Source organism: Lacihabitans sp. LS3-19, from assembly GCF_024343575.1.
Taxonomy (GTDB): Bacteria; Bacteroidota; Bacteroidia; order Cytophagales; family Spirosomataceae; genus Leadbetterella.
On sequence record NZ_RJUA01000120.1, the window covers coordinates 265,928 to 278,259 of the forward strand.

Below are 12,332 nucleotides of genomic sequence, written 5' to 3' on the forward strand. Positions count from 1 at the left end.
AGCGATTCGGGGATGTAGCTCAGTTGGCTAGAGTACTTGACTGGCAGTCAAGGGGTCGTGGGTTCGAGCCCCATCTTCTCCACAAAAAAACCTTGTAGAATTATTCTGCAAGGTTTTTTAGTTTTAAAATCCGGAATATTATTTGGTGTATTTCGACAAACTTTCCATTAAAGCTTTATTTTCTTCCTTTGTTCCAATTGAAATCCTCAAGCAATCGTCGCAAAGTGCAACATTTGTTCTGTCTCTTACGATAATTTTTTGGTCTAAAAGATATTTGAAAATCGCTTTCGCATTTTTAAACCTTACCAAAAGCATATTTGAATCTGAAGGAAAAATCTTTTCTGTAAATTCTAGTTTGAGCAAATCATCTCTTAATTTGTCTTTCAAAACATTTATTTCAGCAACTAAATCATTTTTCTCTTTCTCCTTATCCAAAGCCTTCAAAAGCTCTTTTTGAGTTAAAATATTAATATTGTAAGGATATTTTATTTTGTTTAATATACCAATAAGCGTTGGATGACAATACGCCACTCCGAGTCTTAGTCCCGCCATTCCCCAGGCTTTTGAGAAAGTTTGCAACACCACAAGATTCTCGAAATTTGGCAATTCTTTTAAAAATGAATCCGTATCAGCAAAATCAATATATGCTTCATCTACAACCACAATTTTTTCAGGGAATGCCTTCAGAATCTGTATAATTGAACTTTTATCCAATAAATTTCCACTTGGGTTGTTTGGCGAACAAACCCAAATGATTTTGGTGGCAGTATTTACGGCATCAAATACATTGTCTAAATCTATTTCGAACTCTTCACTTAAGGGTGCTTGTTGAATTTTTACTTGCTGGATATCTGCACAAACCTTATACATTCCATAGGTTGGAGGCATAATAACGATATTGCTTTCTTTAGGTTCACAGATAGCTTTTATCAATAAATCTATGGGTTCGTCAGATCCATTGCCTAAAAAGATATTCTCAGGTTTTACACCTTTCAATTGGGCTAATTTGACTTTTACTTCCCACTGATATGGATCAGGATATCTATTAAAATCATTTCCTGAAACTGAATGAAATGGGTTTTCGTTGGCATCTAAAAAAACACCTTCACTACCAGAATATTCGTCTCTTGCAGAAGAATAGGGTTGAAGACTTAAAATATGAGGACGTATTAATTGATTAAAATCCATAAATAAAAAATAATGAGGTGCAAATTTAGACAAAAGCCATAGGAATTTAATCTGAAATAGATATTTTTACTTTTCGAAAAGTAAAAATATGAAACACGAAATATCAGAATACTTTAAATCCCTTCAAGATAATATCTGCAAAAGTATAGAACTAACTGACGACAAGGGAAAATTTAAGGAAGACAATTGGCAACATCAAAGTGGTGGTGGTGGAAGAACTCGTGTTTTATCCAAAGGTAGAATCATTGAAAAAGGAGGGGTGAATTTTTCAGCAGTAGAAGGAATGGTTTCAGAATCATTGAAAAAAATGCTGAAAGTTAAGGATGACTTATCTTTTTTTGCTACTGGAGTTTCCATCGTTATGCACCCTGAAAACCCATTTGTGCCTATCATTCACATGAATGTAAGGTATTTTGAGCTTTCCGATGGTCAAAGTTGGTTTGGTGGTGGGATTGATTTGACACCACATTATATTGATGAAAAGCAAGCCAAATGGTTTCATACAAAACTCAAAACTGCTTGCGATGCACATAACTCCAACTTTTATCCAGCATTCAACAAATGGGCAGACGATTATTTTTACATAGAACATAGAAATGAAACCCGAGGAATTGGCGGGATATTTTATGATTACTTGAAACCTAATCAAGAAATATCCAAAACAAAATCTAGCCATAGCAAAGACGAATTATTTGCTTTTACTAAATCTGTAGGCGAGTCTTTTGCTCCAATATATACAGAATTAATGCATGGAAATTATTCAAAAGCTTATACCTCAGAGGAGAAAAAATGGCAACTACTTAGAAGAGGTAGATATGTAGAGTTTAATTTGGTTTGGGATAGAGGTACAAAGTTTGGTTTGGAAACTAATGGAAGAACTGAATCAATCCTAATGAGCCTTCCGCCACATGCTGACTGGGACTATAATGTCGAATTGAAACCGGGCACAAAAGAATTTGAAACGCAGCAATTTTTGAAAAAGGGCGTTAATTGGATTTGAAAAAATCCAATTCCCATTTTTTATTTGCGTCATAAAAAATCTGACCGGATTTCACAGTTAGGGGAGATTCGAAATTGTTTGTGAAAAGTTTTCCTGTTCCCAATCCTTGCGGAAGTGGGTTTTTAAGTTGGGAAGCTAACTGACAAATGGCATTCAGACCAATATTAGATTCTAATGCAGAAGTCATCCACCATTTAATATCTAAACTTTCTGCAGTTTGTATCCATTTTAAAGAACCAGATATTCCTCCCATTAAACTAGGTTTTAAGATGATAAATTGAGGTTTTATGGTTTCTAGAAGATTCTTTTCCTTACCCGAATTTTTGATTAATTCCTCATCTAAGGCGATTGGAATAATATTTTTTTCGCATAATTCGGCCATAAATTCTACTTGACCATCTTTTATTGGTTGTTCTATACTATGAATATTAAATTCAGAAAGTTTTTTTAGCTTTTCAACAGCTTCGCTTGGCAAAAAAGCACCATTGGCATCAACTCTAATTGTTATTTTATCCTTAGAAAATTGCTTCCTTATAAAAGCCAGAAGTTTTAGTTCCTCATCAAAATCAATGGCTCCAATCTTGAGTTTTATCGTATCAAATCCATTTTCCAGTTTTTCAACAATTTGTTTTTGCATGAAATCCGGAGTTCCCATCCAAACTAAACCGTTAATATCTATTTTTTCAGAAGAATTATAAAAACTAGTTTTAAAAATTTCTCTTTTCCCTCCATTTTCAAAATCCAGAATAGAAGATTCTAAAGCAAAAAGTACACTCGGATATTCTTCTAAACCTAATTTTAAACTTTCCAAATCTTCAAAATCTCCTGAATTTATAACATTTGCTATAGAATTTAATTTATCGCTAGCACTTTCACCATAATCAGGTGAGAGACCAAACAGAGGTCCAGCTTCACCTAATCCAAATGCTTCGGGATTATCTTTTTTGAAAATTTTGATAAAATACGAGTCTTTTTTTTTCAAAACTCCTCGAGAAGTTCCTGCATCAAAACTAAAATTTAACGTATGTTTGTAGAATTGAGCCTTTAAAGCCATTTATGTTAAAGATTTTTAGATATTTTTTATTCCCATTTGCAATACTTTACAAAAGTATCACAAGTATAAGGAATCTTTTGTTTGACCTAAATATATTATCGGTATTTGAACCTATAGTGCCAACAATAGGCATTGGAAACCTAACAGTTGGTGGTACAGGAAAAACGCCAATGGTGGATTTTCTAATGCAAATGTTTGAAGACTATAACACTGCAACTATAAGTAGGGGATACGGTCGAAAAACAAAAGGTTTTATACAAATAAGCAAAAACAATTCTCCAGAAAGCGTTGGAGATGAACCATTTATGCTTTTTAACAAACATTCCAAAAAACACTTTTTTGTGTCAGAGAATAGGGTGGAAGGTTACAAAAAATCGATTGAGAAATACCCTGAAATCAATCTTTTTATATTTGACGATGTATTTCAGCATAGATATTTAAAGCCAACCATAAATATTTTGCTTTGCGATTACAACAAGCCGTTTTTTAAGGATTTTGTGCTGCCAATGGGAAATTTAAGAGAAATAAGAAGTTCAGCTAAAAGGGCTAATATTATTGTTGTTACAAAGTGTCCTCAAAAAATATCAGAAAATGAAAAAGCATTTTATAATACCGAAATAAGAAAATATTCTAAATCTAATTCACCCATTTTCTTTGCAAATTTCAAAAGCGAGATACCTCGAAACAATAAAAATGAAACATTGAAAGAAAACGAAAATATAGTTTTGGTTTCTGCATTGGCTGATAATGAAGCATTTAAAAATTCACTTTCAAAAAAATACAAAATTTTAGAACACTTTAAATTTAAGGACCACCACACTTTCAGTAAGGTAGAAATACGAACCATTTTGGATAAATATCTGGTTACTAAAATTGTTTGTAGCGAGAAAGATTTTGTTAAAATAAGTTATTTGATAAATCTTGAAGAGATGTCTTCGTTCTATATAGCAAGCCAACAAGTAATTTTCTTTAACGAGTCTGATTTTAGAGATTGTATTTTTGGTCTATTAAAAAAGCCAATTTGAGCTAAATTGACGATATTTGCATTTTGAAATTGTATTTACGACTATATGCGGTTTATACCCCTTATTATTTTAACATTTTTTGCCTTTCAGATTTCACAAGCCCAAATACTTGACGACTCCACAAAGCAAGTGTATGGGCCGAAAAGTGTTTCTTATATTTTAGAAAAGGATGTTCAAAAAAACTATACAACCGAATATCATCCAGACACCACGCTGAATTTGTTTTTCAAATCGGATATTTTGGTAAGAGAAAATTGGCTGCATCAAGACCTTGGAAATATTGGAACGGCATCAAAACCGATACTTTTTAGAGAAAATACAGATCCCGCTACCAAATTGGGATATAATTCTTTTCTTTTATACGCACCAAAACCCTCTGATTTTAAATATTACAATACTCGGTCGCCTTATACCAATTTGTTTTATATGCAGGGTTCAGGAGGGCATTTGAGGCTCGATTTTACACATAGCCAAAACATCAATGAAAGATTAAACTTTACACTGAATTTATCAAAATTTAATTCTTCAAAACAAATAGACGCCACTACATCAGAGGAAAAATTAATTGACCATTGGAATTACGATATTTCGACTAACTATTTCTCTAAAAATAAAAAATACGCCCTCTTAGCAACATTTTATCATTTTAACCATACCCAAAACGAACAAGGAGGAATTCTAAAAAAAGAAAACCTTTCCATTGATATTCAAGACCTAAAAAGCAACTATAGAAAATTCTATGAATCGGAGTATACAAAAGGCGTCTACAATACTGAACGGTGGAATAATTTTCACCTTTACCAGCAATTTGTTTTAAGAAACGGTTTTCAAGCCTTTCACGTTTTGGATTATGAACATCAAAAACATGTTTATGTTGATCCTGATTTTAATATAAATTCTTTGCAGTCTAGTTATAATATACCTGAAACTACCATATCGACTGATTCATTGTATCAAAATTTCACTTTCAAAACTTTATCAAATAAATTTGGAGTAAAAGGTAGGTACAAAGGCTTTAATTACCTTTTGCATGCTCGTCAAAGATTTTATCAATTGGACAATAAATTTTCGGAAATCTACAAAACAAACTTAAAAAGCGAAATTTTCCTTGGTGGTTCACTTGGATATTATTTTGTGGACTCTTCCAACTTCCTAAATGCTGATGCCGAATTTTCAGCAAATTTGAAAAACTTTTTGCTAAATTCTAAGCTTTCGTTTAAGGGACTTGAGGCTACATTTTATCAATCTGTAATTCCAGTTGGATTGTTTTATGATACTTTCGATTACAATGTAATTAGGTGGAATAATAATTTCAAAGGAATTTCAACGACTTACATAAATGCAAAATATAAATTGAACTTTAAAAACTTTGAATTTCAACCTGAAATAGCCAATACACTCTTAGGAAACTATGTTTATATCAATCAAAATTTGAAACCTGTTCAAACAGATACTGTAATAAACATAAGCAATGTTATTTTAAATTTAGCCTATACAAAAAATCATTTTCATATTAGTAATCAATTTATCTATAATATTCATAATGCCAAGAATATTTACAAATTACCTAATGTGATTAACTATACCAATGTAGAATTTAATTTTTTATACGCAAAAGTGCTTAGGCTTAATGTTGGTTTAGATCTTTTTTATAAATCAAAATACACAGCAGATGCCTATTCGCCTATTTTAAACCAATTCTACCTTCAAGACAACTTTAATGTTTGGGGCGTTGCAACAATAGACCCTTATGTTTCTTTTCATATAAATAAGGTCAGGTTAGCTTTCAAACTTGGCCATGCGAATCAAGGATTGAGATACCAAGGATTTTACACGAGTCCTTACTATTTAGCTATGCCTAGAAACTTTTTATTAAAAGTAGATTGGCCTTTGTTTGATTAAAACTTCTCAAGCAGGGTTACAAAATGCAATATTTTACCTTCAAATTTTGATTGGGTTTTAGCTAAAAACTGATCCAAATTAAGCTGCATAAAGATGTCTAATTGCTCTTTTGATTTAAAGCTAAATTGAATTGAGTAGTTAATACTTTCTGGATCTACCTGTGTCAAAAGTTTGAACATCGAGACTTCCTCAGCCCAAATTTTTATTATTTCTATTTCAGGTTTTAGCCAAACTTCAAAGTCATTGGAAACTTCTTTCAGCACCGAGAATGTAATATTTTTTAAATACATATATAAAAAAAGGGTATTTATTATTCATAAATACCCTCAATTGGTTTAAATAATTTTATGCTTTCGCTTTGGTCATTTTCAATCCGAAATTTTGAACCAAATAATAAGCTGCAAATAGAATCGCAGAAAAAGTTAAATCACCAAAAAGCATATTCTTGAAAAATGGCAAACCAGCCTCATAAGAAGCCAAAATACCTATCATATTATGAGGATATGTACCTTGCAAAGGATTAGGTACAACACTTGGTGTATACAAAAATGCAAAATTTGTAATCAAGAAAAATGTAAGTGAACCTAATATCGAAGCTCCAGCTATTTTAAGAACTGAAACCTTCTTTAAAAGAAAAAAGCCAATTATAAAGATAATAAAATATCCAAAATATACTGAAGTAGTTCCATCATGAAATCCCCAACCAGTGGTCATTTCTAAAACTATATCACTAAATAGAATAATAGCAAAAGGAACTGCTATTTTCATCCAATTATTGGATATATACGCAGCTGAAATTAATAATATTGCGGTCATTGGGGTAAAATTCCAAGGATGATCCACTAATCTTGACATTGCAGCCAAAACAATTAAAAGACCCAAAACTACACCCAATTTTATTTCTGATTTCGACATTGAATTAATTTTTTCACAAAATTACAAAAAAAGCATACGAATAAAAAGCAATTTTAATCCTTTAACACCCAAGTATCTTTACTTCCACCTCCTTGTGAAGAATTGACAACCAAAGAACCTTTCTTAAGTGCCACCCTTGTCAAACCACCTGGCGTAACATAGATTTCCTCTCCAAATAAAATATATGGTCTTAGATCTACATGACGACCCTCAATGGTATCATCAATTACACAAGGAGAAGTTGACAATGATATTGTAGGCTGTGAAATATAATTTCTAGGATTGGCTTTTATTCTTTCTTTAAAGTCTTCCTGCTCTTTTTTTGTTGATCTAGGTCCAATTAACATTCCGTAGCCTCCTGCTTCATTAGCTTCTTTTACGACCAGTTTCTCAATGTTTTCTAGAACATATTTCATACTAGTTTTATCCTCACAAAGATAAGTTTCAACATTGTTCAAAATCGGCTCTTCATTTAAGTAATATTTGATAATTTGAGGCACGTATGCATAAACTACCTTGTCGTCTGCAACTCCAGTACCAAGTGCATTTGCAAGACCTAAATTCCCCTTCTTATAGGCTTGAAAAAGATTAGGAATACCAATCATTGATTCCTTATTAAAAGCCAAAGGATCTATAAAAACGTCATCTAATCTCCTGTAAAGGACATCAACCGTTTTGAAACCTTTAGTTGTCCGCATTTTTAAGGTATCATTTGTAACTATTAAATCTCTGTAATCCACCAATTCCACGCCCATTTGTTGTGCCAAATAAGAATGCTCATAATAAGCTGAATTGTAAATACCTGGGGTCAATACAGCGATTGTTGGCTCGGATTTGCCGGAAATATATTGCAAAACATCAAAAAGTTTATCGGTATATTCGCTAATAGACCTCACCTTTGCTTTTGAAATCAATTTTGAAAGACCTTGTTTTGACAATTCTCGTCCTTGCAACATGTACGATACTCCAGAAGGACACCGTAAGTTATCTTCCAAAATCACAAATTCTCCTTTCTCATTCCTAATTAAATCTGTTCCTGTTATGTGAATAAAAATATCCTTTAAGGGCCTAATATCCATACATTCTTTTACAAAACCTTTACTACTAAAGATAACCTCAGAGGGGATTATTTTATCTTTAAGTATTTTTTGGTCAGAATAAATATCTTTCAAAAACTCATTTAAAGCATATATCCGTTGCTTAAGTCCTTTCTCTAAAACCGTCCATTCTTTAGCTTTAATAATTCTAGGAATGATATCAATTGGAATAATTCTTTCGATACCACCTTCCTCAGAATATACATTGAAAGTAATACCCATGTTAATCATGGCCGTTTCAAGGCCTTTTTGACGAGTTTTTAATTCATCAATGCTCATATCATTGAAAAAATCATAAACCATCTCAATCCCTTTGTGCGGATTATTTTTTGCAGCAATCAATTCGTCATAATAATTGCTAGTTTGGTAGTTAATAAAATTATTGTTCATTTTTCTTTGGTAAAATATGGTAATAAACTATTTAAATAGTGATATTTTTGCGGTTAATTATCTCTATTTAGCATTGATGCCCTTAAAGTACAAAATTTACTTTCTTTTTTTCTTAAGCACGAATGTTTTTTCTCAAAATTTTTTGGGAATTACTGGTAGTAATTATTCAGGAGTACTTTCAATAGAAACAAATCCCGCTAATGTAGTCGATACTCGACAAAACGTATTTATTAACTTAGCTGCTGTTGGAGCCGATGTTCAAAACAACTATGTCAGATGGAACGCTCCGTTTTCATTGCTTAGGTTTGTAACGCAAACCACTCCTGATAAATATAGAAACGCTGATAAATCTAAGGTGATTTGGAAAGTACCATATCTTAAACCATCAGATAGCGGAAAGGATTTATCGATTTATGTAAATGGCGAAGCAAGAGGACCTGCCATAGGATTAGATATAAAAAAATGGGGATTAGGTGTAGCTGCCGGTGTCAGATACCGATACCTAAACTCCTTAACTAAAACATCTGACGAAGTCGGTAAAATTATTATTCAAGGTACAAAGTCCCCAGATCTACTAGGAAACCAATACAATAATGAACATGGGTACTTAAATTCGATATTTCTTAATGAGTTTTATGGGACGCTAGGCAAGGTATTAGTTCAGGAGGATAGTAAATTTATTAAAATTGGAGCAAGTGCTAAATATTACGTTAGTAATAATTTTAACAATATTTTTTCAAACAGTTTTGATTTTAAAATAACCACTAATGCCTTGGAAAGTGACAGGCAAGATTTAAGATTAAGTAATGTATATGGATCTGTGACAGATGCTAGTCAGTTTAGTTCTATTAACTCGTCAAATTTCACAAGCCAAATGACCCAATTTTCAGGTATTGGCAAAGGTTTTGGGGGTGATTTGGGTATCATTTATGAATATCGACCAGATTTTCAAAATTATTATAGAAATATAAAAGGCAAAAAATATTCTAATCCTACACAGAACAAATATTTATATAAAATTGGTTTTTCTTTGGTAGATGTAGGATTTGTTAAGTTTGGGAATTTATCAGAGACAACAGGCTATTCTGGAAATTCTAGTACCATATTTCCGCATACTTATGGAAAGTTTAAAGGTTTCGAAAATGTAATTGCAACCACAAATGGAATTCTAAGTAACACCAACCCCGCAAATAACTCATTTATCGTTTTGATGCCAGCGAGTTCGATTTTCACAATAGACTACCATCTTAAAGAAAACTTTTACGTAAATTTTAACTGGAGGCAATCTTTATTGAATGGAAAAAGGAGAGGAATAATTGGATATTCCGGTGCTACTGTCATTCCTAGGTATGAGAAAAAAAGCTTTGAAGCTTCATTACCAATTGGCATAGACAATAATTATAAAAACCTCAATATTGGATTTTCTGTCAGATATTACGGCTTCTTTTTTGGATCAGACAATATCACTGGCTGGCTTAACACATTTAATCCTCGAGGAATATCTGTCTATTCAGGATTGTTCATTCCTATCTATCATAGCTTACCTAAAAGCCCTTTAAAATGTTTTTATGTTGAAAATCCAAAATCTTACAGAAAGAAAAAGTTTAAATTAAAAAAGCAACCATAATACCTATGATTGCTCTTTAATATTTCTTGTGACGAAGAAGAGATTCGAACTCTCACAAGCTTTCGCTCACTACCACCTCAAAGTAGCGTGTCTACCAATTCCACCACCTCGCCAAAGCAGCCGCAAAAGTATAAAAGAAAGGCTAATTAAAAAATATCAGTATAAATTTTATTTAAATTTAACTATTTAAAAGCCAAGTGTCGTTTTTATTAATGTAAACGATCTTTCTATTCCAAAGGACTTTTAACCAGATATCTTCTTGGCCAAATATATTGATTTTGTTTCCTTTGTCTATAGAGCCAACTATAGGTGAACCAGAAGAAGGGAAAGACCTAAAAAATGACTTTTTATTAATTATAGCCGATTGATAGGTTTTAGGAAGATTAATAAATACTACAAGAAAGACAATATAAAGTGCCACTAAAATCAAGTGCCTTTTTAAAATATCTATATTGTGAATTTTTTTCCGAAAAAGTATAATCAAAATAAATACGCCAATAAAAATAACAGAATAAAGAATATAAATATAATATTGTTGGTATAGGACAAGAGCAAAATTCAAATCACTTCTCTCAAAACCCGAAAATTTATTCTCTAAAGCCATTTTATTCATCTTTTCAAAGACCTCATCTTTTGGATTTAGGTTATAATAATTGTTCAAATAATAGATAGCTTTCGGAAAATCTCCTAAATTCTCGTTTATATAAGCCAGCTTCAAAGATATATTTTCCTTATTTACCCCATTATCCAGAAAAATGATTTCATATATTTTTGCAGCTTCCTCATATTTTCTTGCATTAAACAAAGAATCTGCTTTTTTAGCTACATCATTTTGTGCCTTACAATCAAGGCTTTGAATCAAAACCCCAAAAAATAATACTAATAATTTTAAAAAGGGCTTTTGCATTCTTAGCATTTTTGCATAATTTTGCATCCTCATTTGAGAGACACGATAAATGTTCTTGATTCCGTAGCTCAGCTGGTAGAGCAATACACTTTTAATGTATGGGTCCTGGGTTCGAATCCCAGCGGGATCACAAAAATTCATCGCTTTTTTTATGTCAAAATATTTAAGCCTTTTATCTTTTACCATTAATTTTTGAATACTTTTAAAGTTCGCAAAATTAATTATTTGCTCAATAGAATTCTGGACTTAGTGAATATTAATATTATTTAGTCTATATTTTTTTTATAACATCTCAAGAAATACAATTCTTTATAAATGAAGAAAAACAAAAATCGCATTATTGAAAACATCGAAATACTTGATTTTGCGGCTGAAGGCAAGTGTATTGTCAAAAACGATGGGGAAGTAATATTCGTAGAAGGGAGCAATGTTTGTCCTGGTGACGAAGTGAAAATGGTGGTTTCGAAATCAAAAAAGAAATTTTCGGAAGGTCGAATATTAGCAATAAATAAATTCTCAAAAGACAGAATTGAGCCATTTTGTAGTCATTTTGGTGTTTGTGGTGGATGTAAATGGCAACACATACCTTACGAAAAACAACTCGAGCAAAAGCAAAAACAAGTTTTTGATCAATTAACAAGGATCGGAAAAGTAGAAATTGGAGAAATTATTCCGATACTTGGCTCTGAAAAAACTACTTTTTATAGAAATAAACTTGAATACACTTTCTCCAACTCTAGGTGGCTTACTAATGAAGAAGTAAACTCAGGTAAAAAAATATCGAAAGATGCCTTGGGATTTCATATTCCTAAAAGATTCGAAAAAGTATTGCCTGTGAACAAGTGCTATTTACAAGGAGATCCATCAAACGCTATTCGTGATTTTTTTAGAGATTATGCACATGACAGCGGTTTACCTTTTTATGACCATGTAGCTCATCAAGGATTCTTTAGAAACGTGATGATACGCACGGCCTCTACGGGAGAGATAATGGTGGTACTTCAAGTAGCAGATGAGGATACATCTAAAATTGAAGAAGTTTTAAATGCATTGGTTGAAAAGTTCCCGAATATAACTTCCTTAAATTATTTCATAAATAAAAAAAGAAACGATTCTTATTTCGACCTTGAACCAGTAAATTTTTATGGTTTACCATATATTACAGAAGAAATGGAAGGTTTGAAGTTTAGAATAGGCGTTAAATCTTTTTACCAGACCAATTCAGAG

Annotated in this window: 11 protein-coding genes and 3 tRNA genes; 7 read left to right on the forward strand and 7 right to left on the reverse strand. The window is 31.9% G+C overall.

Translation table 11 applies throughout. The features are described 5' to 3' along the window. Positions 1 to 8 precede the first annotated feature (8 nt). Positions 9 to 82, forward strand: a tRNA-Ala gene (locus tag EGI22_RS18780). Positions 83 to 138: 56 nt separating this feature from the next. Here the strand turns inward: EGI22_RS18780 and hisC are convergent. Further along, positions 139 to 1,188 carry a histidinol-phosphate transaminase gene (hisC, locus tag EGI22_RS18785; protein ID WP_255069986.1) on the reverse strand — a complete coding sequence of 350 codons (1,050 nt, stop codon included), beginning with the start codon at positions 1,186 to 1,188 and terminating at the stop codon, positions 139 to 141. A gap of 88 nt (positions 1,189 to 1,276) precedes the next feature. On the opposite strand from hisC, the gene hemF reads away from it, so the two are divergent. Then, on the forward strand, positions 1,277 to 2,188 hold the full coding sequence (gene hemF, locus EGI22_RS18790) for an oxygen-dependent coproporphyrinogen oxidase (RefSeq protein WP_255069987.1): 912 nt from the start codon (positions 1,277 to 1,279) through the stop codon (positions 2,186 to 2,188). Here the strand turns inward: hemF and menC are convergent. Then, on the reverse strand, positions 2,175 to 3,242 hold the full coding sequence (menC, locus tag EGI22_RS18795) for an o-succinylbenzoate synthase (protein ID WP_255069988.1): 1,068 nt from the start codon (positions 3,240 to 3,242) through the stop codon (positions 2,175 to 2,177). The genes hemF and menC overlap by 14 nt on opposite strands. A 2-nt stretch (positions 3,243 to 3,244) precedes the next feature. On the opposite strand from menC, the gene lpxK reads away from it, so the two are divergent. Together lpxK and EGI22_RS18805 are read left to right on the forward strand one after the other, a co-directional pair. Beyond that, positions 3,245 to 4,267, forward strand: coding sequence for a tetraacyldisaccharide 4'-kinase (lpxK, locus tag EGI22_RS18800; RefSeq protein ID WP_255069989.1), 1,023 nt, complete (start codon positions 3,245 to 3,247; stop codon positions 4,265 to 4,267). A gap of 45 nt (positions 4,268 to 4,312) precedes the next feature. Next, a complete protein-coding gene (locus EGI22_RS18805) occupies positions 4,313 to 6,169 on the forward strand; it encodes a putative porin (RefSeq protein WP_255069990.1) in 1,857 nt (618 codons plus the stop codon). On the opposite strand, the gene EGI22_RS18810 is transcribed toward EGI22_RS18805, so the two are convergent. Genes EGI22_RS18810 through EGI22_RS18820 form a run of 3 tightly spaced genes read right to left on the reverse strand, consistent with a single transcriptional unit; the run spans position 6,166 to position 8,571 of the window. Further along, positions 6,166 to 6,459 carry a DUF4286 family protein gene (locus tag EGI22_RS18810; protein WP_255069991.1) on the reverse strand — a complete coding sequence of 98 codons (294 nt, stop codon included), beginning with the start codon at positions 6,457 to 6,459 and terminating at the stop codon, positions 6,166 to 6,168. The two genes, EGI22_RS18805 and EGI22_RS18810, sit on opposite strands and share 4 nt — an antisense overlap. A 55-nt stretch (positions 6,460 to 6,514) precedes the next feature. Then, the gene (locus EGI22_RS18815) at positions 6,515 to 7,084 is read right to left on the reverse strand and encodes a DUF6580 family putative transport protein (RefSeq protein ID WP_255069992.1); all 570 of its coding nucleotides are present in this window, start codon (positions 7,082 to 7,084) and stop codon (positions 6,515 to 6,517) included. A gap of 53 nt (positions 7,085 to 7,137) precedes the next feature. Then, on the reverse strand, positions 7,138 to 8,571 hold the full coding sequence (locus EGI22_RS18820; RefSeq protein ID WP_255069993.1) for a circularly permuted type 2 ATP-grasp protein: 1,434 nt from the start codon (positions 8,569 to 8,571) through the stop codon (positions 7,138 to 7,140). 16 nt (positions 8,572 to 8,587) lie between these two features. Between EGI22_RS18820 and EGI22_RS18825 the strand changes: the two genes are divergently transcribed. Next, positions 8,588 to 10,198 (forward strand): DUF5723 family protein, encoded by a 1,611-nt coding sequence (locus EGI22_RS18825; protein ID WP_255069994.1) that lies wholly within the window; start codon positions 8,588 to 8,590, stop codon positions 10,196 to 10,198. A 29-nt stretch (positions 10,199 to 10,227) separates the two neighbouring features. Here the strand turns inward: EGI22_RS18825 and EGI22_RS18830 are convergent. Both EGI22_RS18830 and EGI22_RS18835 read right to left on the reverse strand, forming a co-directional pair. Further along, positions 10,228 to 10,311: transfer RNA gene (locus tag EGI22_RS18830), tRNA-Leu, on the reverse strand. Positions 10,312 to 10,376: 65 nt separating this feature from the next. Further along, a complete protein-coding gene (locus EGI22_RS18835; protein ID WP_255069995.1) occupies positions 10,377 to 11,105 on the reverse strand; it encodes an SH3 domain-containing protein in 729 nt (242 codons plus the stop codon). Between the two features lie 57 nt (positions 11,106 to 11,162). On the opposite strand from EGI22_RS18835, the gene EGI22_RS18840 reads away from it, so the two are divergent. Together EGI22_RS18840 and EGI22_RS18845 are read left to right on the forward strand one after the other, a co-directional pair. Next, positions 11,163 to 11,235, forward strand: a tRNA-Lys gene (locus EGI22_RS18840). Positions 11,236 to 11,420: 185 nt separating this feature from the next. Continuing rightward, on the forward strand, positions 11,421 to 12,332 hold a 912-nt coding region (locus EGI22_RS18845), incomplete at its 3' end, for a class I SAM-dependent RNA methyltransferase (RefSeq protein ID WP_369010882.1).